The sequence below is a fragment of the Mesorhizobium sp. M1396 genome, assembly GCF_040317725.1.
Classification (GTDB): domain Bacteria; phylum Pseudomonadota; class Alphaproteobacteria; order Rhizobiales; family Rhizobiaceae; genus Mesorhizobium.
Window position 1 is genome coordinate 1 of the sequence record NZ_JAMYLA010000044.1, and the last position, 20,616, is coordinate 20,616.

20 protein-coding genes and 1 pseudogene are annotated in these 20,616 nt (G+C 61.3%); 13 read left to right on the forward strand and 8 right to left on the reverse strand.

Annotated elements, in window-relative coordinates:
* Positions 1-420 precede the first annotated feature (420 nt).
* Positions 421-819 carry a c-type cytochrome gene (locus NKH02_RS24800; RefSeq protein ID WP_352882266.1) on the forward strand — a complete coding sequence of 133 codons (399 nt, stop codon included), beginning with the start codon at positions 421-423 and terminating at the stop codon, positions 817-819.
* Positions 820-869: 50 nt separating this feature from the next.
* Positions 870-2,423 carry a bifunctional aminoglycoside phosphotransferase/ATP-binding protein gene (locus NKH02_RS24805; RefSeq protein WP_352882268.1) on the forward strand — a complete coding sequence of 518 codons (1,554 nt, stop codon included), beginning with the start codon at positions 870-872 and terminating at the stop codon, positions 2,421-2,423.
* A gap of 36 nt (positions 2,424-2,459) precedes the next feature.
* Here the strand turns inward: NKH02_RS24805 and NKH02_RS24810 are convergent.
* Positions 2,460-2,543 (reverse strand): annotated as a pseudogene (locus NKH02_RS24810) (hypothetical protein); the annotation flags it as partial.
* Between the two features lie 126 nt (positions 2,544-2,669).
* On the opposite strand from NKH02_RS24810, the gene trxC reads away from it, so the two are divergent.
* The 8 genes from trxC (at position 2,670) to arcC (ending at position 9,306) form a co-directional block, all read left to right on the forward strand.
* The gene (gene trxC / locus NKH02_RS24815; protein WP_352882270.1) at positions 2,670-3,119 is read left to right on the forward strand and encodes a thioredoxin TrxC; all 450 of its coding nucleotides are present in this window, start codon (positions 2,670-2,672) and stop codon (positions 3,117-3,119) included.
* A gap of 48 nt (positions 3,120-3,167) precedes the next feature.
* On the forward strand, positions 3,168-3,413 hold the full coding sequence (locus NKH02_RS24820; protein ID WP_352871219.1) for a hypothetical protein: 246 nt from the start codon (positions 3,168-3,170) through the stop codon (positions 3,411-3,413).
* 89 nt (positions 3,414-3,502) lie between these two features.
* Positions 3,503-3,889, forward strand: coding sequence for a hypothetical protein (locus NKH02_RS24825; protein ID WP_352871218.1), 387 nt, complete (start codon positions 3,503-3,505; stop codon positions 3,887-3,889).
* Positions 3,890-3,921: 32 nt separating this feature from the next.
* On the forward strand, positions 3,922-4,512 hold the full coding sequence (locus tag NKH02_RS24830; RefSeq protein WP_352882273.1) for an NAD(P)H-dependent oxidoreductase: 591 nt from the start codon (positions 3,922-3,924) through the stop codon (positions 4,510-4,512).
* A 137-nt stretch (positions 4,513-4,649) separates the two neighbouring features.
* Positions 4,650-6,116, forward strand: a complete 1,467-nt coding sequence (arcD, locus tag NKH02_RS24835; protein WP_352882276.1) for an arginine-ornithine antiporter — start codon at positions 4,650-4,652, stop codon at positions 6,114-6,116.
* Between the two features lie 13 nt (positions 6,117-6,129).
* Positions 6,130-7,344, forward strand: coding sequence for an arginine deiminase (locus NKH02_RS24840; protein WP_352882279.1), 1,215 nt, complete (start codon positions 6,130-6,132; stop codon positions 7,342-7,344).
* A gap of 17 nt (positions 7,345-7,361) precedes the next feature.
* The gene (argF, locus tag NKH02_RS24845; protein WP_352882282.1) at positions 7,362-8,363 is read left to right on the forward strand and encodes an ornithine carbamoyltransferase; all 1,002 of its coding nucleotides are present in this window, start codon (positions 7,362-7,364) and stop codon (positions 8,361-8,363) included.
* Between the two features lies 1 nt (position 8,364).
* Entirely contained in the window at positions 8,365-9,306 is a 942-nt protein-coding gene (gene arcC / locus NKH02_RS24850) for a carbamate kinase (protein WP_352882285.1), read from the forward strand.
* On the opposite strand, the gene NKH02_RS24855 is transcribed toward arcC, so the two are convergent.
* From NKH02_RS24855 to NKH02_RS24885, 7 genes are all read right to left on the reverse strand, one after another.
* Positions 9,303-9,809 carry a hydrolase gene (locus tag NKH02_RS24855; RefSeq protein WP_352882287.1) on the reverse strand — a complete coding sequence of 169 codons (507 nt, stop codon included), beginning with the start codon at positions 9,807-9,809 and terminating at the stop codon, positions 9,303-9,305. The genes arcC and NKH02_RS24855 overlap by 4 nt on opposite strands.
* Before the next feature lie 77 nt (positions 9,810-9,886).
* Positions 9,887-11,296 carry a protein kinase domain-containing protein gene (locus tag NKH02_RS24860; RefSeq protein WP_352882290.1) on the reverse strand — a complete coding sequence of 470 codons (1,410 nt, stop codon included), beginning with the start codon at positions 11,294-11,296 and terminating at the stop codon, positions 9,887-9,889.
* A 20-nt stretch (positions 11,297-11,316) separates the two neighbouring features.
* The gene (locus tag NKH02_RS24865; RefSeq protein ID WP_352882293.1) at positions 11,317-12,057 is read right to left on the reverse strand and encodes a metallophosphoesterase family protein; all 741 of its coding nucleotides are present in this window, start codon (positions 12,055-12,057) and stop codon (positions 11,317-11,319) included.
* 342 nt (positions 12,058-12,399) lie between these two features.
* A complete protein-coding gene (locus tag NKH02_RS24870; protein ID WP_352882294.1) occupies positions 12,400-13,596 on the reverse strand; it encodes a mandelate racemase/muconate lactonizing enzyme family protein in 1,197 nt (398 codons plus the stop codon).
* 57 nt (positions 13,597-13,653) lie between these two features.
* On the reverse strand, positions 13,654-15,009 hold the full coding sequence (locus NKH02_RS24875) for a mandelate racemase/muconate lactonizing enzyme family protein (protein WP_352882296.1): 1,356 nt from the start codon (positions 15,007-15,009) through the stop codon (positions 13,654-13,656).
* A gap of 57 nt (positions 15,010-15,066) precedes the next feature.
* Positions 15,067-16,233 carry a mandelate racemase/muconate lactonizing enzyme family protein gene (locus tag NKH02_RS24880; RefSeq protein WP_352882297.1) on the reverse strand — a complete coding sequence of 389 codons (1,167 nt, stop codon included), beginning with the start codon at positions 16,231-16,233 and terminating at the stop codon, positions 15,067-15,069.
* A gap of 52 nt (positions 16,234-16,285) precedes the next feature.
* Positions 16,286-16,996: a GntR family transcriptional regulator gene (locus NKH02_RS24885; RefSeq protein WP_352871200.1), complete on the reverse strand. Its 711-nt coding sequence runs from the start codon at positions 16,994-16,996 to the stop codon at positions 16,286-16,288.
* A gap of 214 nt (positions 16,997-17,210) precedes the next feature.
* Between NKH02_RS24885 and NKH02_RS24890 the strand changes: the two genes are divergently transcribed.
* The 3 genes from NKH02_RS24890 (at position 17,211) to NKH02_RS24900 (ending at position 20,613) form a co-directional block, all read left to right on the forward strand.
* Positions 17,211-18,689 (forward strand): ABC transporter substrate-binding protein, encoded by a 1,479-nt coding sequence (locus tag NKH02_RS24890; RefSeq protein WP_352882299.1) that lies wholly within the window; start codon positions 17,211-17,213, stop codon positions 18,687-18,689.
* Positions 18,690-18,766: 77 nt separating this feature from the next.
* On the forward strand, positions 18,767-19,726 hold the full coding sequence (locus NKH02_RS24895; RefSeq protein WP_352882301.1) for a carbohydrate ABC transporter permease: 960 nt from the start codon (positions 18,767-18,769) through the stop codon (positions 19,724-19,726).
* Positions 19,723-20,613: a carbohydrate ABC transporter permease gene (locus NKH02_RS24900; protein WP_352882304.1), complete on the forward strand. Its 891-nt coding sequence runs from the start codon at positions 19,723-19,725 to the stop codon at positions 20,611-20,613. The genes NKH02_RS24895 and NKH02_RS24900 overlap by 4 nt, the downstream gene beginning before the upstream one ends.
* Positions 20,614-20,616 lie beyond the last annotated feature (3 nt).

Genomic DNA, 20,616 nt, shown 5'->3' on the forward strand with positions numbered 1-20,616 from the left:
CACACCCCCCCCCTAAGTTTTGCTTCCGCTCACCTATTCCTCGGGTGCGCTCCCCAACCGCGGCCTCTTCTGCGTCCCAGCTATGGGAACAAAAAATGGCCACGCCCGGCCCACGCCGCGGCCCCGTTTCTTCCTGCCGTTGACTTGCTATCGCGCCATCAAGACCGGCAGCGACCGAACATCGATCCTCGACTTGGCGACACCCCCGAAAATCCGCTCAGCGGCGAGCTTCAGATCGCCCTCGCCCTGGCTCGGTCCGGACGCCGCAAACTCCTCGTATCGCTGCGCAAGCGGAAGTGAGAAGGGCTGGTGGGTTCATTGCGCTGAATCAAACATCTTTGGTGCAGCGCCACTTGATCCGCATCAACGTGCTCGCGAACCAAGGTTGTAGGCTTCAGCCAATCAGTAGGGGAAACGCAGATGAAATTTTCGATCGCGCTGGCGCTCGCGGGTTTGGCCTTGAATGCGGCCGCCGCCCAGGAACTGGGCGATGGCGAGGCTGAATACATGAACTCATGTGCCGTCTGCCATGGTCCCGAGGGCAGCGGCGATGGACCGCTCGGCGATGAATTGGTGAAGCGCCCGGCTGACCTCACCCGTCTTTCGAAAGACAATGGCGGCGAGTTCCCCTACTGGCGCGTTTTCGCGGTGATCGATGGCCGCACCATGGTGCCGGAGCATGGCGATCGGGACATGCCGGTCTGGGGTCGCCAATTCCTCCCCGATGACGCCAGGAAATACGGCCCAAACGCTGGAGACATCGTCACCACGGAACGGATTCATGAGCTGGCTGGTTATGTCCAGACATTGCAGCAATAGCACGCCGGATTGGAAACGCTTGCGCGCGACACCGGCACAAGGAGGCAGACATGATCGTTGAGAACCAGCAAGCCGCTGTCGCGTTTCTGCTCGATCCTGCTTCATATGGCACGTCGGGGCCGGTCGAGGCGATCGAAACCCATATCTCGCGTATCTTTCTGATCGGCCGGCGGGCCTACAAGATGAAACGCGCGGTCAAGCTGCCCTATGTCGATTTCTCGGCACCGGCGCTCAGGCTTGCCGCTAGCGAGAAAGAGGTGGAACTCAACGCGAAGACCGCACCCGGCCTGTATCTGGGGGTGCGTCGCATTACGCGCGAAGCCGACGGCAAACTGGCTTTCGATGGCACCGGCCAAATGGTCGATGCGGCGATCGAGATGGTCCGCTTCGACCAGTCGAAGCTTCTCGATCGTATGACAGCCGCCGGAGAATTGTCGCCGGCGCTGATGACTGCGGTTGCGCGCATGATCGTCGGCTACCACCGTACCGCCCCGACAATCCACCGTGGCAGCGGCTCATCCAATCTGGCGAGTGTGCTGGACATCAATGAGGCCGGCTTTGCGACCAGCCATGTTTTCACAAAACCGGAGATCGAGACTTTTGCCGAGGCCTTCCGCACCGCCCTCGCCCGGCATTCCGGATTGCTCGACCGCCGGGAAGCAGCAGGTAAGATCCGCCGGTGCCATGGCGATCTGCATCTGCGTAACATCTGCCTTTTCGACGGCGAACCCCGCCTCTTCGATTGCATCGAATTCAACGACCAGATTGCAACTGTCGACGTCCTCTACGACCTTGCCTTCCTGTTGATGGACCTTTGGCATCGCGGTTTTCCGCAGTTCGCCAATCTTGTGATGAATCGCTATCTCGATGAGGCTGACGACGAGGACGGGTTCATCCTGCTGCCTTTTTTCATGGCGGTGCGGGCTGCCGTGCGCGCCCATGTCACCGCGACGCAAGTCGAGGAAGGTAGTGTCGATTCCGACACGTTGACTGCCGAGGCGAGATCTTATTTCGACCTTGCCAGAAACTTCCTCCAGGAAGCCCCGCCGCGGCTCGTTGCCATCGGCGGCCTCAGCGGTTCCGGCAAGACGACCGTTGCGGAGGCGCTCGCCGCCCATGTCGGCGCGCCGCCCGGCGCCCGCATTGTCGAAAGCGACCGTATCCGCAAGGCCATGCACGGAGTGCCGGCCGAGACCAGGCTGCCGGATAGAGCCTATCGACCAGAGGTCTCCGACCGCGTCTACCGCGAAATGGCGTGGCGGGCCGGCCTGATCCTCGCGGAGGGTGGATCGGTTGTCGCTGATGCCGTGTTTGACAGGCCTGCCGATCGTGACCGTATCGAGAAGGCGGCACGTGACAGGGGCGTGGCTGTCGCCGGATTCTGGCTGGAAGCCGATCCGCTTGTTCTCTGGCAACGGGTCAGCGAGCGCAAGGGGGGTCCTTCAGACGCCACCATCGATATCCTCTCGCGGCAATTGCAGCGAAATGCCACTCAATCTACCTGGCGAAAGGTCGACGCTGGTCGGGGGCCTACCGATATCGTCTCGGAGTTGAGAAGGTTTTCCGATAGCGGTACCTTCGAAACCCTGCGCACAGCCTCCTGACCGCAAGGTGATCGACCTCAACGGAGATCGAGCGTTGTGCCGGCCCGACTTGATCGCGATCACCGGCTTGACGCGTGCCGCCGCACGGGCGGCCGAGATGAATTTGCGCGGATTGGGAATTGCCCGTTGCCGGCGCGCTGCTTCAGGAGGGGATCGACGTAGCGGTTATCCTGAATGCGTTGCGCGCCCTTGGCGATGGACATCTCGGGCGCGCATAGTGGACGATAGCAAAATCGGTGAATGGCCATGGCACAGCAGAATCTGGTGGTTTGCGGCAAATGCGGTGGGATCAACCGCCTGCCGCCGGCCCGCAATGCAATGGAGGCGAAATGCGGAAAGTGCGGGACCAGGCTATTTTCGGGGCACCCTGAAGACGTCGACGCCGCGACTTTCGATCGTCAGATCGCGCACGGCAGCCTGCCCGTTGTCGTCGACGTCTGGGCACCCTGGTGCGGCCCCTGCAAGATGATGGCACCGGCCTATGAAGCGGCGGCAACTGAACTCGAGCCGCATGTTCGCCTGATCAAGCTCAATTCCGAAAATGAGCAGGCTGTCGCCGCAAGGCTCGGAATTCGCAGCATCCCGACCATGATCCTCTTTCATGGCGGGCGCGAAATCGCGCGCACATCCGGCGCAATGACAGCGGGCCAGATTGTCAGGTGGATTCGCGACCGCTTGCCGACGATCACCGCTTGAAAGTCGCCGCGCAATGGAGGGCTGGCAGCTCATTTCGGCGGCTGCGGCGTGCTGGCAAGTTCGGCGCTGGCAGGCATGTTCGATGTCGATATCTCGGTGCTCAGTGCGTTGCGGTGGTCAAGCAGTCGGTCCCCGTCGACACTATCGGTCAGGCCGGCGCTGGGGGCCAATGCGATCGGCCGGCTGTCGCTGGCGGCGTTTGCCGGTCCAATCAGGTTCTGGTTGCCGCTGGCCGGCGCAACCCTGGTCGCCGCGACCGCCGGCTACGGCGCCATGTTGTTGGTCAGCCCTTGATAGAAGCACGGTTGTCGAGCCTCCTTTGATACGGATCAAGGGCCAAGGCCCTCTACCGTTCTATGGGACTCCAATGAAAGGAGTTTGCCATGACAAGTCTGAAGGACCTCACCCCCAACTTCCGCCACGTTCGGTTGCTGCTCGCCCGCGAAAAAGGCCATCCGGAAGGTGATCGCGAGGAGGGCTACGATGTGCTCGCCCCATTGACTGGCGAAGGCCGGCTCGATGCGAAAGAGTGGAAATCGCACAAGGCCTCTTGCCGTGTCCGCCGGTTTCGCAATGGCGAGGAAGATCTGATCGGCCGGCTGAGGCGCAAGCCTGGCGGGCAATGGTATTTCGACTATGCCGAAGGCGATCGCGACGACGAGATCGGCTTTCATCTCGGCGATGAGCGGTTCGTGACCGGCGAATATGTGTCGATCGCGCGCAACGGCACCATGCACACCTACCAGGTGGCACAAGTGGAACGGCCTTGACCCGTTTGGGGCAAACTCCCTGGAAGTAAACCATGTCGCGACGCATCCTCATTGTAGTCGGCCATCCCGATCCCGCCCCGGACCGGCTCTGCCGCGGTCTTGCCCAGGCCTACGGCGAGGGCGCGGAACAGGCAGGACACGCCGTCCGCCGGGTCGATCTGGCAGCAATCGAATTTCCGATGCTGCGCACGATGCGGGATTTCGAACACGGCGTAATCCCGGAGAGCCTCAGGGATGCCGCCGAAGCGATCGTCTGGGCCGAGCACATTGTCTTTGTCTTCCCGCTGTGGCTCGGAACCATGCCGGCCATGCTCAAGGCATTTCTGGAGCAGGTAATGCGACCAGGAACAGCCTTTGCGTACCCAGACAAGGGCAGCGGGTTCACCAGGACGCTGCTTCGCGGCCGCTCCGCGCGCGTCCTGGTGACGATGGGCATGCCTTCTGTTCTTTACCGCCTATGGTTCCTCGGACACGGCATCGCCGGCATGCGGCGAAGCATCCTGCATTTTGTCGGCATCAGTCCGGTGCGCGAGACCTTGTTCGGCATGGTCGCTGGCGCCGGCGATGCAAAGCGGGCGAAGTGGATCCGACAGATGCGCACGCTCGGCGAGCGAGCGCTTTAGGCCAGCGATCCTGATATCCGAGTTGCGACGCGACATCACCATTTGCTGCCAAAATCGATTTGACCCGCGTCAAGGCCGCCGGCTCTTTTCCCGGCTTCATTACCACCCATCAGAGCCTTCAATTTTGGGAGAGCATCATGACTACGGCTGATTTCAACATCCCTGTTCGCAAAGTCGCGACCGCGGCGCCAACGAAACTTCGACTGGGTTCCCTGACCGCATTGGTGATCGGTTCGATGGTCGGCTCCGGCGTGTTCAGCCTGCCGCAGAATATGGCGGCAGGTGCTGGTCCCCTCGCAATCCTGATTGGCTGGGCCATCACCGCGGTCGGCATGCTGGCGCTGGTCTTCGTCTATCAATCGCTTGCGACCCGCAAGCCCGATCTCGACGCCGGGCCTTACGCTTACGCCAAGGCTGGCTTCGGTCCCTTCATCGGTTTCACCAGCGCGTGGGGCTATTGGATCAGTGCCTGGGTCGGCAACGTCTCCTACGCGGTGATCGTGTTCAGCGCCCTGTCCTACTTCTTTCCCGCGTTCGGCGACGGAAACACCTGGCAGGCGGTGCTCGGCGCATCGATCCTTTTGTGGCTGATCCATATCCTGGTTCTCGCCGGCATCCGGCAGGCGGCGATCATCAACCTCATTGTAACGGTGGCGAAGATCGCTCCGATCGTCTTGTTCGCCGGGGTTGTTGCCGTCGCCTTCAAACTGCAAGTCTGGTCCCTCGACTTCACCGGTCTGGGCAACGCCAGTCTCGGCTCGATCACCGCACAGGTGAAAAGCACAATGCTGGTGACCCTGTGGGTGTTCATCGGCATCGAAGGCGCCAGCGTATTTTCCGGCCGGGCCGAGCGCCGCAAGGACATTGCCATGGCGACAATTCTCGGTTTCTTCACCTGCCTTGCGCTCTACGCTCTGGTGTCGCTGCTGTCGCTCGGCATCCTCAGCCAACCTGAACTCTCCGCGCTGAAGAACCCATCAATGGCGGGCGTATTGGAGGCGGTTGTCGGTCCCTGGGGCGCTATCCTCATCAACATCGCGCTTGTGGTGTCGGTGGTCGGCGCCTTCCTGAGCTGGACGTTGCTTGCAGCCGAAATTCCCCATGTCGCCGCCAAGGACGGGACAATGCCGAAATTCTTCGGCCGGGAAAGCGAGCGTGGCGTGCCCTCGATCTCCCTTCTGATTACCAATCTGCTCGTCCAGGCGTTCCTGCTGATCACACTTTTCGCACAAAGCACTTATCAAGCGCTGTTCTACATCGCGTCGGCCGCAATTCTGGTGCCCTACATCTTTTCCGGAGCCTACGCCGCCAAGCTCGCGCTGACCGGAGAAAGCTACGAGAGCAATGAACAACGCGCCGGTCCGCTTTTCGCGGGGTTGCTGGCAACGGTCTATGGTTTGTGGCTCGTGTACGCAGCGGGACCTGCATACCTGTTCATGTGCGCGATCCTCTATGCGCCCGGCATCATCTTCTACGTGTGGGCGCGCCGCGAAACCGATCAGCGTGTGTTCCATCCTGCCGAAGCAGCCCTCGCCGCAACCCTCATCGCTGTCGCCATCCTCGCCGTTTACGAGATGTGGACCGGCGCCGTCAGCCCGCTGTGAGAGGAGCGGCGCGATGACAAGCCTGGGTGTGCATTCCGAAGTCGGCCGTCTGCGCGAGGTGATGGTCCATCGCCCGGATCTCAGCCTGCGCAGGCTGACACCGGAGAACTGCAAGGCGCTGCTTTTCGACGATGTGCTGTGGGTCAAGCGGGCCCGCCAGGAGCACGATGTCTTCGTCGATGCGTTGCGTGAACGCGGCGTGCTGGTGCATTCCTTCGGGCAGCTCCTGGCTGAGACGATGAGCCTGAACAAGGCCCGAGACTGGCTTCTCGACCGCCGGGTGCATCCCGGCGTCGTCGGGCTCGACATGGTCGACGAGATGCGCGGATGGCTCAACGAGATGCCGTCAGAGTTGCTCTCGTCTTACCTTGTCGGCGGCATTGCCCAGGCGGAGCTTCCTTTCGAGCCCAAAGGGCTGACCGGAAGAACGCTGGCCCCCCAGGATTTCGTACTGCCGCCGCTGCCGAACCAGCTTTTCACCCGCGACAGTTCCTGCTGGATCTACGGCTCGGTTTCCGTCAATTCCATGTACTGGCCCGCCAGGCGCCCGGAAGCGGCCAATGTCGAAGCCGTCTACCGCTTCCATCCCCGCTTCCGCGACAGCGGTATTCCTTTCGTCTCACCAGATCTGGGCACTGGCACCAGCCTGGAAGGCGGAGATGTCATGCCGATCGGTGGCGGGACGGTCCTCGTCGGCATGGGGGAGCGTACCACGCCGCAAGCCGTGGGTGACCTTGCGCGCAGCTTGTTCGCTGCCGGCGAAGCGACACGCGTGATTGCCGCCCTGATGCCGCGGGACCGCGGTTTCATGCATCTCGATACCGTCTTCACCTTCTGTGATCGTGACCTTGTCACCATGTACCCGCCGGTGGTGGACCGGTTGCGCACCTTCTCGCTGCGGCCAGGCGACGGAAAGGCGGCGGTCGAGGTCACGGATGAGACGAAACCGTTCACGGCTGTGGTTGCCGAAGCCCTTGGACTGAAGTCGCTGCGGATCATCGCCACCGGCGGCGACCACTACGAAGCCGAGCGCGAGCAGTGGGATGACGGCAACAATGTCGTTGCGGTCGAGCCCGGCGTGGTCATCGGCTACGACCGCAACGTCTACACCAACACACTCCTGCGCCGCGCCGGAATTGAAGTGATCACGGTCGAAGGCGCCGAGCTTAGCCGCGGCCGCGGCGGCGGTCACTGCATGACCTGTCCGATTGTCCGCGACCCGATTTGACCCGAAAGGAAATCCCCATGGCGATCAATCTTCATGGCCGCTCCGTCCTGACCCTGGACGACCTCACGGCCGACGAGATCCGGTTTCTTCTCAAGCTCGCCGCCGATCTCAAAGCGGCCAAGCTCGCCGGGCACGAGATACCGCGGCTTGTCAGAAAGAATGTCGCCCTGATCTTCGAGAAGGATTCGACGCGCACACGCACGGGTTTCGAGGTGGCGGCCTACGATCAGGGCGCCCACGTCACTTACTTTGGCCCCACCGGCAGCCATATCGGCCACAAGGAATCCATGAAGGACACCGCCCGCGTGCTTGGCCGGATGTACGATGCGATCGAGTATCGCGGCTTTGGCCAGCACCAGGCCGAACTGCTTGCCGCGCACGCCGGCGTGCCGGTCTACAACGGTCTCACCGACGAGGCGCATCCGACGCAGATCCTCGCCGACCTCATGACCATGCGTGAATTCACGCACAAGCACCTGTCGGATATGACCGTCACCTTCGTCGGTGAAGGTCGGGACAATGTCGCGCTGTCGCTGGCACTCGGAGCAGCCAAGGTCGGCATCGACATGCGCATCGCATCGCCGAGGGAGCTTTGGCCGGACGAGGAATTCTGTGCCCATGTCCGGGACCTGGCAGACCGCGGCGGTGGCCGTTTCCGGCTCGACGAGGATGTGGCTGGCTGCGTCCAGGATGCCGATTTCATCTACACCGACGTTTGGATGTCGATGGGCGAGGACAAGTCGGGCTGGGCCGAGCGCATTCGCCTTCTGATGCCCTATCGTGTCACCAGCGAGGTTATGGCTGCCTCCGGCAATCCCCACGTCAAGTTCATGCACTGCCTGCCTGCGTTCCACGACACCGATACCGAGATCGGCGCCTTCATTGCGAAGGAACACGGCATCGACTGCATGGAGGTCACCGACGAGGTGTTCGAGTCGGGTGCGTCGATCGTCTTCGACCAGGCCGAAAACCGCATGCACACGATCAAGGCCTTGCTCGTCGCCACGATCGGCAACTGAGATGCGGATCGTCGTTGCGCTCGGCGGAAACGCACTGCTGCGCCGTGGCGAACCCATGACGGCCGGGAACCAGCGTGCCAACATCGTGCGCGCTGCGGCTGTATTGGCGGATCTGATCGGCGAAGGGCACTCGATCATAATAACGCATGGCAACGGACCGCAGGTGGGACTTCTGGCCCTCCAGGCCGCAGCAACTTCAGATGGCCGCACATTTCCACTCGATGTGCTTGGCGCCGAAAGCGCAGGCATGATCGGCTACGTCATTGAGCAGGAACTCGGCAATCTCCTCAAAGAGAGGCTTTTCGCGACCCTGCTGACGCAGGTGAAGGTCGATCCGCACGATCCTGCTTTCGTTCACCCGACGAAGCCTATCGGCCCGGTCTACGACGAGGCAACGGCACGCAAGCTTGCCATCGAACGCCGCTGGCGGATTGCGCCCGATGGCGACAAATGGCGCCGTGTCGTGCCCTCGCCCAGGCCGCTGGAGATCCTGGAAGCTGCTGTGATCTCGTTCCTTGTCGAACGCGGTGTGATCGTCATCTGCACCGGCGGCGGCGGGGTTCCAGTGATAGCCCGGGTAGATGGCAGTCTTTGCGGCGTGGAGGCCGTCGTCGACAAGGATCTGGCAAGCTCGCTTCTTGCGCGTCAATTGAAGGCCGACATGCTGCTGTTGCTGACCGATGTCGACGCCGTCTATGTCGACTACGGAACGGCGACTGCTCGGGCGCTCCGACGCGTGAGCCCCAAGGAGCTATCCGGGAAGAATTTTCCGGCCGGCTCCATGGGACCGAAAGTCAGCGCTGCAATCGAATTCATTGAAGCGACAGGCAAGCCTGCGGCAATCGGCAAGCTTAATGACGCCGTCGAAATTGTGACGGGCGAACGCGGCACCTGGTTCGAAGCCGACGCTCTGCCCTCACCCATCGAGCCTCGGAGGTTTTAGGCAGCCACGACACCGACGACATAATTCTTGCCGTAGGCTTTGGCGCATTTCGGACATGTCGTGTAGAAGAAGTACACGTCACTTGGCTCGGTGCTTCGAGCACGCGCAATCTGCCGCATCTCTTCGTCCCAGGTCCTCGCCTGGCTGAACGGCCCCTCGAACACCTTCGTCACATAGTTCCCACTCAGCGTGGTCATCTCTTCGTCGGGGACAGGTTTCGCAACCGCAAACAGATGCTCGCTGCTCCAGGGTGAAATGTCCCTGCTCAGCACAATGAATTGATCTTCGTCCGAGGCGCCGGCGTCTTCGATGTGCTTGTTAACGCGCGCGAACACGCTGCCCATATTCATCGGGATATGCATGACGCTGTGGGTCGTGGCCTTGACGAACCGCTTGTCGTTGAAATGCAGATCCTGACCGTCCCAGCCGTCGGGACTGAACCTGGGGCAGCAACCGGTCGTGTTGACACTGGCGTCGTACCGAGGTGTTTCATTCGTCCGCATGGCCTGTCCTCAATTGAACCGCCATCTGACGGGCAATGATTCCGGCCATCATTGATCTCTGTCAACATCGATGCGCATCAAAGCGGCTGCCGCCCTTGTTCCTCGACTGTTTTCAACCGGACGACTGAAACGGAGCAAAGGGCCTGTGCAACGACTTTGGTCGAGACGCTGCCGAGGTGACGGCGGATTACCGACGACGCTCGGGCTCCAACGACGATGTGTCCGACGTCATTGTGCTCGGCGTAGTTGAGAATCGCATCGGCGGGACTGACCGCCTCAAGCACGTGATAGCTGATGCGGTCTTCCGGCAGATGCAGTGGACGAGCCCAATCCTTCATCGCGACGAGCCGCTTCAGGTAAACCGAGCGCCCGGTCTCATCCGCTGCCGGCGTCCCGCCGATGATTTCGGTTTTCAGGACCGTCACGCAGGCCAACCAGGAATCCTCTCGCGAGGCAAGCACGCGGGCGGTTTCGTTGAGAACCTCGCCTGCCAGCGCATCGCCGCCATTGGCCAGATCGACCGCGGCAAGGACAATTGAAGGGCCGGCGTGTGTCCTCGACGAGGTCGACCTACCGACAAGCGATCTGTCATCGGTCTTGCGAAACAGCTTGGCGATGGCGGCCCACAGCCCCTCGTCCCGGGGCTTGCGCTTGGCAATCACCACCTGATCCGGGTTCTTCAGATCGGACAAAACATGCGCCGCCTCGGCATATCGTTGAGACCTGTCGACCTCCATGCATCGCAGGATGATGGCCTCCAGCCACCGCGGAACGGTTTCGTTGATGTCTCGCGGCGGCTTGGGCGCATGATAGAGCCTGCGCTTCATTCCCGCGAAAGTCGCCGGTCGCCCGAACGGCTCCTCGCCCGTAGCCAGCTGATAAAGGATGCAACCCAGTGCGAACAAGTCGCTCGCGGGATCGGATCGTTCGCCAAGCACCTGTTCCGGCGCAATATAGGCGGCGGTGCCCATCGGCACCGAGCTTTCCGCGCCGAGAAGATCGGGAAGCTCTGCATGCCAGGCGAGCCCGAAGTCGAGAAGCACCGCGCCGCGCTTGGCGAGAATGATGTTCTCGGGTTTGAGATCGAGGTGAACGACCTTCTGCCGGTGCAGGGCGGCGAGTGCCCTGGCGATCTCGGTGCCGATCGTTGCCACCTCGTCCACAGGCAGCGGTGCGTTGCCGACGATACCCGCCATGCCCGAACCGGCCACGAACTCCATGGCTATGTAGGGAACCCGCGCCAGGCTGCCGGATGCCGCGAAACGCGGCACATGCGGTCCCGACAGCCGTTTCAGGATCAGTTCCTCCGCCTCGAAACCGAGGATGACCGAAACATCCCCGCCCGGGTCGAGAAAGGGTATCTTCAGCACAAGCGGGAAGTCATAGCGCGGATTGGTCACCCGCCACAGCGATGCCATTCCGCCGGATGGCAACTTTTCGACCAGCTCGAACCCATCGATGACTGTCCCCGCCTCAAATCGTTGCATCAAATATGTCTCCTCGAAGCCTAGCGGCCGATCCTCAGGCGCATGCCAAGCCATCCAGGCAGGCCGGCGGCCTGGATCTTGCGGCCTGTCTCTTCGTGATCATAGGGAACACGCACCATCGTGACCTCGCGCCGCTCCGTGTCGATGAGAACAAAGCATGCCGCCGGGTTGCCGTCGCGCGGTTGACCGACCGCCCCGGCAATCACAAGGTGCCGCCTCAGTTCGGACAATGGCGCCGCCACATTGTCGAGCGGCTGGAAATGCATCGGCCGGCGCACGGGCAGCGTGTAGTAGATGGCCGGAATGTGCGTATGGCCGCAGAAAATGAAACGAGCATCGGTTGAAGCCAGGCAGCGTTCCGCCGCATCCACGTCACGTATATAGGGCCATTTTCCTGGCCGTTCCGCGCTGGCGTGCACATAGAGCCGGTCTTCAGATTGCAGCGAAAGCGGCAACCGCGCCAGGAAATCGAAATGCGCCGGAGCAAGGCATTTGCGGGTCCACTGGACAGCAAACCGCGCATTCTCGGTCATGTCGCGTAGGTTCCGCGCCACCGCCTCATCGTGGTTGCCCATGATGCAGAGCGCGCCTTGCGCCGTCAGATCGGCAGCCCTCTCGACCACGTAGATGGGGTCGGGACCGTAGCCGACCAGATCGCCGAGCAATACCAACTCGTCTGAACCACGTTCGTGAACAACCTCCAGGACCGCGTCGAATGCCTCGCGATTGGCATGGATGTCAGACAGTATTGCAATGCGCATTCAATGTCCCATCCCAAGCACCGGCGAAACATAGTACGGCGAATACAGCGAGTGATTTGATCCTGCTCAAAGCCCGCGCGCGATCACCGGGAGGGTCTCCGACATAGTGGAATGTGATCTTCGACTGTGCGGACATCGGGTACTGGCGCCATATAATCTGTGCCGGAATATGATCCCAGTAAGGCAGGGCGCCGCGGATCAGAAGACGAGCATCTCCCTGGCCACGGCTTTCTTCATCCGCAGGGATGATAAGCACATCGATCCCTGAGTTTCGGGCCTTTACTACTTGTTCGCCACGCAGGTTGCCATCAACATCGATCGCAACGGTGCGCGATCGTTTATTCAGTCGAAGAAATCGGCGTCCTCTTCCCTAAGATACTTCTTCGCGCCCGCGGCATCGATGTCGAGGCCCAATCCTGGAGCTTCGAGCAAGTCGATCATCGAATCCCTCACGATCCGCGTCGGCAGGCCGACAACGATATCCTCCCACCAAGGGTCGGAGGCGCTGGGATATTCGAAGGCGATGTAGTTGGCGGGCAGTGTGGCGCAGACATTGATCAGCGCGCCGAGGCCAAGGAGGCCATTCGCCGTGCCGTGCGGCGCCATCATGATCGAGTGCATGTAGGCATGCTCGGCCACCCATTTGAGCTCGGCGATGCCGCCTATGTCGGCGGGGTCCGGACCAATGATGCGGACCGCCTGCGTCTCGATCAGTTCCTTGAAGTTATGACGCAGGTAGATCTGCTCTCCCGTGTGGATGGGGGTGGACGTGGATGTCGTGAGTTCGCGGTAGGCCTGCGGATTGACCCAGGGCACGTAGTCGCCCGTCAGCATGTCCTCCAGCCACATCAGATTGTATTTCTCGACTGCCCGCGCGAAGCGGATCGCGTCCGGAAGGAACCAGCCAGGGCCACAATCCAGGGCTAGAGAGACCTGGTCGCCGAGCACCTCTTTCATGGCGATGACGCATTCGATCATATGCGCCATGCCGCGCTCGCTGATCTGCCCTTGGTCCATCGCCCCATGATAGGTCGGCGGCTGACGGACGCCATAGTGGAAGTCGGGCACGCTCGTCTTCATGTTGGAGTGGAAGCTGATGCCCTGCTTGACCATGAAGAAGTTTTCGGGCCGCTCCATCATCCATTTGACGTCTGCCGCGTAGTCCTCGGGCCTGTCGCCGGTCCTCTTTTTTCGGATGGAGCCGTTATAGACCCGAACCTTGTCGCGCACCTTGCCGCCGAGCAGCTTGTAGACCGGAACCCCGGCCGTCTTGCCGGCGATGTCCCAGAGAGCGTGCTCGATGGCGCTGACGGCGGCACCGTAGGGCTTGAACGAGCCCCGCTGGCGGATCTTCAGCATGCAGCGTTCGACGTCGGTTGGGTCCTCGCCGATCAACGCCTCACGGAAATGCAGGACCCAGGGCTTGAGATATGGCTTGGTGTATTCAACCTCGCCGAGGCCATGAAGGCCTTCGTCGGTGACGATGCGGACGATGGGATGTTTGCCGATGACGGCGCACCGGAGATCGGTGATCTTCATGCTTCCCCTTTCTTGCCTTCCCTCAAAAGGTGGGCCTTCCCTCGAGAGGTGAGGCGGTCAGCTCCAGGTCCGGTCCCAGGAATATTCGTCGTCCCAGTGATCGGTCGGCTGCCAGATGCCTTTGATCCCTTCCTGCAGGTGTTGGCTGATGACTTCATCAACCACGTCGTCGATGCCCAGGCCCGGCTTGTCGGGCACGGTGATGAACCCGTCCGTGACCAGCGGCTTGGGCAAGCCCGTGACGATATCGTCCCACCAGTCCACTTCCACGCTGTGATATTCGAGCGCCATGAAGTTTTCCGTGGCCACCGCGACATGCGCGGCGGCCATCGCGGCGATCGGACTTTCCGCCATGTGAATGGCCATGGCAACGCCATGGTCCTGCGCCGCGTCGCCGATCTTCTTGGTCTCGAGTATGCCGCCTGACGTAAGCAAGTCCGGGTGGATGACCGAGATGCCTGAGTTGAGCAGCGGCTCGAAGCCTTCCTTGAGGTAGATGTCCTCACCCGTGCAGATCGGCACGGACGTTGCCTCCTGCAACCGCCGATACTGCTCGGCGTACTGCCAGGGGATCACGTCCTCGAGCCAGGCCGGTGCGTATTTCTCGATCCGCCGGGCGAGACGGATGCCGTCCTGCAGCGAGACGTGGCCGACATGGTCGATGGCGAGCGGAATCTCGTAGCCGATCACCTCGCGGACCTCGTGGATATACTGATCGAGCAGGTCGATGCCCTTTTCGGTGAAGTGGAGGCCCGTGAAGGGATGCGGCACGTTCTGCGCGTCATAGGCGAGATTGCGAGCCTTGCGCTCTTCGAGGGATGCGCCACGGCCGCGCGGGTTAGCGTAAAACCCTTCGAGCACGCCGGCGGGAGCGGCCACGGCGCCCGGGACATGGGCGATCTGCATCAAGCCAAGGTCCATCTTGAGGAAGGTGAAACCGCGGTTCATGCGCTCCTTGAGGCGCTTTCCGGTTTCAGTGCCGCTCGGTTTCTCGGCATCGGTATCGCAATAGACGCGCACGTGATCGCGAAACTTGCCGCCAAGCATCTGGTATATCGGCACGCCATAGGCCTTGCCCGCGAGATCCCACAGCGCGATCTCGACTGCCGAGACACCACCACCCTGCCGCCCATGGCCCCCAAATTGCTTGATGCGGCGGAACAGTCGGTCAATGTCACAGGGATTCTCGCCCAGCAACCGGCTCTTGAGCATCAGCGCATAGGTCGCGCTGGCGCCGTCGCGCACTTCGCCCAGGCCGACTATGCCCTGGTTGGTGTAGATCTTGAGCAGCGCCGAGGTGAACGGCGCGCCGGCGATTTCGGCTACCCGCATGTCGGTGATGCGAAGGTCGGACGGCTTGGAGTTGGTGTTCACCCGATTGAGCGTTTCGTCGGCGCTGCCTGTATTTGGCATGGCTTATCCTCGTTCTGGTCGGCGGGCTTGTTAGCCGCATGCCCGCACAGGTCGTTGCTAGCCCAATTCAATCTCATGGGCCTGCAGGTAGTCGCGGTCCATCTCGATACCGAGACCAGGCTTCGACGACAGCTTGAGGCTGCCGTTCGACACGTCGAGTGGTTTGTCGATGAGATGATCGTATTTGCCCAGGTTCCACTCTGACGTTTCGAGCTTGTAGAAATTGGGAACGGTCATCATCACCTGCGCTCCCGCGACCACGTTGATCGGCCCTGCGGCGTCATGTGGCGAGACCGGGATGTAGTAGGCTTCGCACAGGGCGGAAATCTTCTTGAGTTCGGTAATGCCGCCGGTCCAGGTAACGTCCGGCATGATGTAGTCAGCGAGCCTGTTCTCGAGTACCGGGACGAAATCCCACTTCGTGTGGCCGCGCTCCCCCCACGAGATGGCTGTACTGACCTTCTCGCGCACCTGCTTGAGGGCGTTAAGGCTCTCGGGCGGACAGGGCTCTTCAAACCAGTCGATCTGCCCGGCTTCATCGAGGCTCCGACAGAGGCGAATGGCGGTGGGAACGTCGAAGCGGCCATGCGCGTCGACAAGAATGTCGACATCGGGGCCCGCCGTTTCGCGGATCAAAGCCGTGAGTTCGGCGGCTTCGCGTTCGTCCTTGCGGGTCATGCCGCCATCGAGGTAGCCGTCCCGCTGTTCGCGCGATAGGCCGTCGGCGCTGCGGCCCTGGTGGGGGAATGGATCGAACTTGAGCGCGGTGTGTCCGGACTCGACGATATCCAGAATCTCGCGGACCACGGCTTCCTTGCTGGTAAATTTGGCCTGGTTGGGATGGGTGTAGAGCGCGATTTCATCGCGCACCGGTCCGCCCAGCAACTCGTATATCGGCTTGCCGAGGACTTTGCCCCGGATGTCCCAGAGGGCGATGTCGATGGCGCTCACGCATTCGACGGCGGCGCCGCGGCTGCCCATGTAGGTGAAGCTGCGGAAAATCTTGTGCCAGAGATGCTCGATACGGGCTGGATCCTCGCCTGTCACGGCGACGCCGATCTGCCGCAGGATCGTGCAAAGGGCGCGGTTGGCGAGCCTTGTGGTGGTGGTGATCTCTCCCCAGCCACTCACCCCTTCGTCGGTCGTCACCTCGACGAACAGGAACTCTCCCCAATAGGATGCATCTGACTTGATCAGCCACGGCCGAACGCTCGTGATTTTCATCTCAATTTGCCTCGATTGAAATAGTCAGGCCACGATGTTCTGGACTGGGGATCTATCCAGCCCGAGCGGCGTTGCGCGCACGCATCTGTTCGAGAACGTGCCGGCCGGAACCCTCGACGTGGCGGGAAACGAGTTCGGCCGCCTTGTCGGCTTCTCCCGCCTTTACGAGCGCGATGAGTTCGCGGTGTTCACGCATGATGGCGGCCCGCCGCGCGAGCGTGAAATTGAAACGCCGGCTCACGGCTCGCAGCACTTCGCGATGCTTCCACCAGAGCTCGGCGGCATGGCGGTTATAGTGACGCTGGTACATCACGGTGTGGAAGGCGGTATCCAGCTCACTGTGCCGGAATGTGTCGGCGAAGTTGTTTTCTTCAATCAGGCCTTGGAGACGTTCGAGTTCGGCAATGTCCTCGCCGGTAGCCATATTGACAAACCATCGCGTCAGGGCTGGCTCGATCAGGACACCGATCTCGTAGATATCCCGGACAAAATCCTGATCTATGGGGCGGACGCGCGCCCCGCGGTTGGCGACAAAGGTGACAAAGCCCTCCCCACGCAACAGCTGCAGCGCCTCGCGCACGGGGTTGGTCGAGGTGCCGTGACGCCGGGCGAGATCGGTGACCACAAGCCGTTCGTTGGCGGCAAGTCGTCCCTCGATGATGTCTTCCCTGATCCGTTCATAAAGCGAGGCGCCCTCGCTGGAGGCCCCGATGGGATCAATCCCCGCAGGCGGCATGGCTTTGAAATCGCTTGTTTCGGCCAAGGCCGGCTCTCCAAATTAATACACATCTTGCCCGATATCACACACGGCTTTTGCAAACAATGTACGATCCGGTGCGTTGACAGGCAATCTATGATCTGAAAACGTACTAAGTGATCGATGGGGTACATAGAGCCGAGACGACTCCCCGCGGTCGACAAGCAACGACCGCTTTGCCTCGGCCCAAGAGCGGCATGGGAGAACCAGGAGGATACCTATGACGAGGATTACACTCGGCAGTGCGGTCCTGCGCGGCACTGTCGTCCCTGTGCTGGTAGCATCGCTGATGTCCACATCGGCGCTGGGCGCGCCACCGGTCGACCTGAGCAAGTGGTCGCCCGAATATGTGCGCTCCATCGCGGGCACACAGGATTTCGACACGGCGGCCGATTGCGCCAAGGTCACCCCGCTCGACTACAAGGGGCGACTGACTTTCTGGTATCAGGGCGTGTTCGAGGGCGACCCCGACCTCCTGCGCCAATACTACAAGGACTTCTTTGAGACCTTCCGCAAGACCTATCCGAACATCCAGCTCGAGGATCAAGCCCTCACCTATAACGACCTTCTCGACAAGTTCCGCACGGCGCTCCTGGGCAACGCCGCGCCGATGGCGGTGCGCCTGCAAATCCTGGGTGGTACCGAGTTCGCCTCAAAGGGTTACTTGGAGCCGCTCAAGCCCGAGGATGTGGGGTACTCGGCCGAGGATTTCTGGCCCGGCGCCATGAAGGCCGTGACCTGGGAGGGCGTGACCTACGGCATCCCGACCAACAACGAGACGATGGCGTTCATCTGGAACGCCGACATCTTCAAGCGTGCGGGGCTCGATCCGGACAAGGCTCCGGCAACTTGGGACGACGTCGTCAAGTATTCCAAGCAGATCCATGACAAGCTCGGCATTGCCGGCTACGGCCTCGTGGCTCGCAAGAACGCAGGCAACACGCCGTATCGCTTCATGCCACAGCTGTGGGCCTATGGCGGCGGTGTTTTCGATGAAGCGGCGGTGAACCCGACTTATGATAAGGTCGAGCTCGATAGCCCGCAGAGCAAGGCGGCGCTGCAAGCCTCGTACGACATGTATGTTCGCGACAAGTCGGTTCCGGTCTCGGCGCTCACGAACCAGCAGGCCGATAACCAGCCACTGTTCGTCGCCGGCCAGCTCGGCATGATGATCTCGCACCCGTCCGACTACAATGTGATGCTGGACCTGCAAAAGAAGGCGACGGGCACCGACAAGGACAAGGCCCAGACCGTCATCGACAACATGCGCTACGGCCTCATTCCGACTGGCCCCGACGGCAAGCGCGCCGTCGTGTTCGGCGGCTCGAACATTCATATCCTGAAGCCCGAATATGTCGAGGGCGGCAAGGTGGACGAGCCGGCCGCGAAGGCTATCATCTGCATGTGGACCAGCCCGGAGTGGTCGTTGAAGATGGCTTACGCCGGCTCGAACCCCGGCAACCTCAACGGCTTCAAGACCAAATGGATGAAGGAGCGTCTGGACAAGATCAAGTTCCTCGATGTCACGACGTCGATGCTGCCATACGGCATCCCGTTCCCCGCGCTGCCGCAGTCCCCCGAGATCATGAACATCATAATCCCGGATATGCTGCAGAATGCCCTGACCGGAGCGATGACCGTCGACCAGGCTGCGGAGGACGCGGCCAAAAAGGTAAAGGACTTGATGGGCGGACTCTAGTCCGAGCCTGACCTGCGACCTGACCGGCTGCGCCGATCGTGCAGCCGGTTCGTTCCGAAGAATAAGGGCACGCCACAGTGACGATCGTGACCGGCAAGGCCGAGGCTCGCCGAAGATTGCAACCCGTTAGGGCCGGCGTGCCGCGGAAGATATGGGAGCATCGCGCTGACTACGCGTATGTGCTCCCTGCAATCGCCGTAATGCTCATCGTCATTGCCTATCCGATCTACTACACGATCGAGCTGTCCTTCTTCAAGACGCCGCCTGGCCTGCAGCTCCGCGACAAGAGCTTCGTCGGCTTCGATAACTACACGGCCATCCTCACCAGCGAGGTGTTCTGGAAGGTCACCTGGAACACGCTGATCTGGACACTGGGATCCACATTCATTTCCTTTGCACTGGGGTTTGGCGCCGCGCTGGCGCTTCACCGCGACTTTATCGGCCGTGGTGTCCTGCGCGCCATCCTGATCATTCCGTGGGTCATCAGCGCGGTTGCCGCCTCCTATATCTGGAAGTGGATCTATCATTCGGACTTCGGAATCATCGGCGCGGTGCTGGTCGGCCTCGGATTGGCGGACCGGCCGCCGAACTTCATCGACAACGTCAACACGGTGCTGCCCTCGCTGATCGTCGTCAATATCTGGCGCGAGTTTCCGTTCGCCATGATCATGATGATGGCCGGTCTGCAGACAGTCCCCGAGCAGTTGCTGCGCGCAGCGGAAGTCGACGGGGCCAATGCATGGCAGCGCTTCTGGCACGTCACCTTCCCGCACTTGCGCAACGTCTCGACGGTGACGATCCTGCTGCTTGCAGTCGCCAACTTCAATTCCTTCATCATTCCTTGGATCATGACGGGAGGCGGGCCATCGAACGCGTCGCATATCTGGATCACGCACATTTATGAGCTCGCCTTCGGCCGCCAGCGCTGGGGCGTCGCTTCGGCCTATTCGGTGCTCTTGTTCCTCATCCTGATGGCGCTTGGCTATTTCTATGTCCGCGCGTTGAGCGGCAACGAAGAAAAAGAGGGGAACTCATGAGCGCGACCGCCGAGTCAGCTCCTCGAGGCCAGACCCGTCGCCGCATGCGCGTCGACGGATGGCGATGGGCCGGGCGCATGTTCCTCGTGTTCATGCTGCTTTACACTGCGGCGCCGATGATCTGGATGCTGATCACCTCGATCAAGTCCGGATTCGCGGCGACCCAATTTCCGCCTCAATGGTGGCCGGACGAGCCTACCCTCGCCAGCTACCAGAAGCTGCTCGATCCGCAGAGCAGCGTCGGCCAGGACTTTCTCCGCTTCTTCTGGAACAGCCTGTTCGTATCGACCGTCACGACAGTCCTTTCGGTGATCGTGGCTGTTCCTGCAGCTTACGCGTTTTCGCGCTTCCGTTTCCCCGGCCGGAACTTCCTGTTCTTCGCCGTGCTGCTGCGCAACATGTTCCCGGCGGTGATCTTTCTCGTGCCGCTCTTCATCCTGATGCGCATGCTTGGGCTGGTGAACACACATGGCTCGCTTATCCTCACCTACCTCACCTTCGGCCTGCCGCTGGCAATCTGGCTGCTCAAGGGCTTCTACGACAACATCCCGGTCCAGCTCGAGCAGGCGGCGCGCATCGATGGCGCAACGCGCTTCCAGGCCTTCATCCTGATCGTGATGCCTCTCTCGACGCCCGGCATCATCGCCACCGCGATCTATTCCTTCATCGGCGCGTGGAACGAGTACATCTACGCCTACACCTTCCTCTCCAAGAACGACCAATTGACCCTGCCGGTCGGCATCCAGCGTTTCTTCTCGGAAAATACGACGGACTTTCCAGGCCTGATGGCGGCCAGCTTCATGATGAGCGTGCCCGTCGTGGTGCTGTTCCTCATCCTGCAACGATACTTCGTACGCGCCCTTACAGAAGGCGCGGTCAAGCACTAGGGA

Coding starts and splice junctions, on each gene's coding strand:
- NKH02_RS24805 (WP_352882268.1), top strand. CDS start 870: ATGATCGTTGAGAACCAGCAAGCCGCTGTCGCGTTTCTGCTCGATCCT.
- NKH02_RS24900 (WP_352882304.1), top strand. CDS start 19,723: ATGAGCGCGACCGCCGAGTCAGCTCCTCGAGGCCAGACCCGTCGCCGC.
- NKH02_RS24875 (WP_352882296.1), bottom strand. CDS start 15,009: ATGCCAAATACAGGCAGCGCCGACGAAACGCTCAATCGGGTGAACACC.
- arcC (WP_352882285.1), top strand. CDS start 8,365: ATGCGGATCGTCGTTGCGCTCGGCGGAAACGCACTGCTGCGCCGTGGC.
- NKH02_RS24880 (WP_352882297.1), bottom strand. CDS start 16,233: ATGAAAATCACGAGCGTTCGGCCGTGGCTGATCAAGTCAGATGCATCC.
- NKH02_RS24830 (WP_352882273.1), top strand. CDS start 3,922: ATGTCGCGACGCATCCTCATTGTAGTCGGCCATCCCGATCCCGCCCCG.
- arcD (WP_352882276.1), top strand. CDS start 4,650: ATGACTACGGCTGATTTCAACATCCCTGTTCGCAAAGTCGCGACCGCG.
- NKH02_RS24800 (WP_352882266.1), top strand. CDS start 421: ATGAAATTTTCGATCGCGCTGGCGCTCGCGGGTTTGGCCTTGAATGCG.
- NKH02_RS24855 (WP_352882287.1), bottom strand. CDS start 9,809: ATGCGGACGAATGAAACACCTCGGTACGACGCCAGTGTCAACACGACC.
- NKH02_RS24890 (WP_352882299.1), top strand. CDS start 17,211: ATGACGAGGATTACACTCGGCAGTGCGGTCCTGCGCGGCACTGTCGTC.
- NKH02_RS24870 (WP_352882294.1), bottom strand. CDS start 13,596: ATGAAGATCACCGATCTCCGGTGCGCCGTCATCGGCAAACATCCCATC.
- NKH02_RS24840 (WP_352882279.1), top strand. CDS start 6,130: ATGACAAGCCTGGGTGTGCATTCCGAAGTCGGCCGTCTGCGCGAGGTG.
- NKH02_RS24865 (WP_352882293.1), bottom strand. CDS start 12,057: ATGCGCATTGCAATACTGTCTGACATCCATGCCAATCGCGAGGCATTC.
- trxC (WP_352882270.1), top strand. CDS start 2,670: ATGGCACAGCAGAATCTGGTGGTTTGCGGCAAATGCGGTGGGATCAAC.
- NKH02_RS24825 (WP_352871218.1), top strand. CDS start 3,503: ATGACAAGTCTGAAGGACCTCACCCCCAACTTCCGCCACGTTCGGTTG.
- argF (WP_352882282.1), top strand. CDS start 7,362: ATGGCGATCAATCTTCATGGCCGCTCCGTCCTGACCCTGGACGACCTC.
- NKH02_RS24860 (WP_352882290.1), bottom strand. CDS start 11,296: ATGCAACGATTTGAGGCGGGGACAGTCATCGATGGGTTCGAGCTGGTC.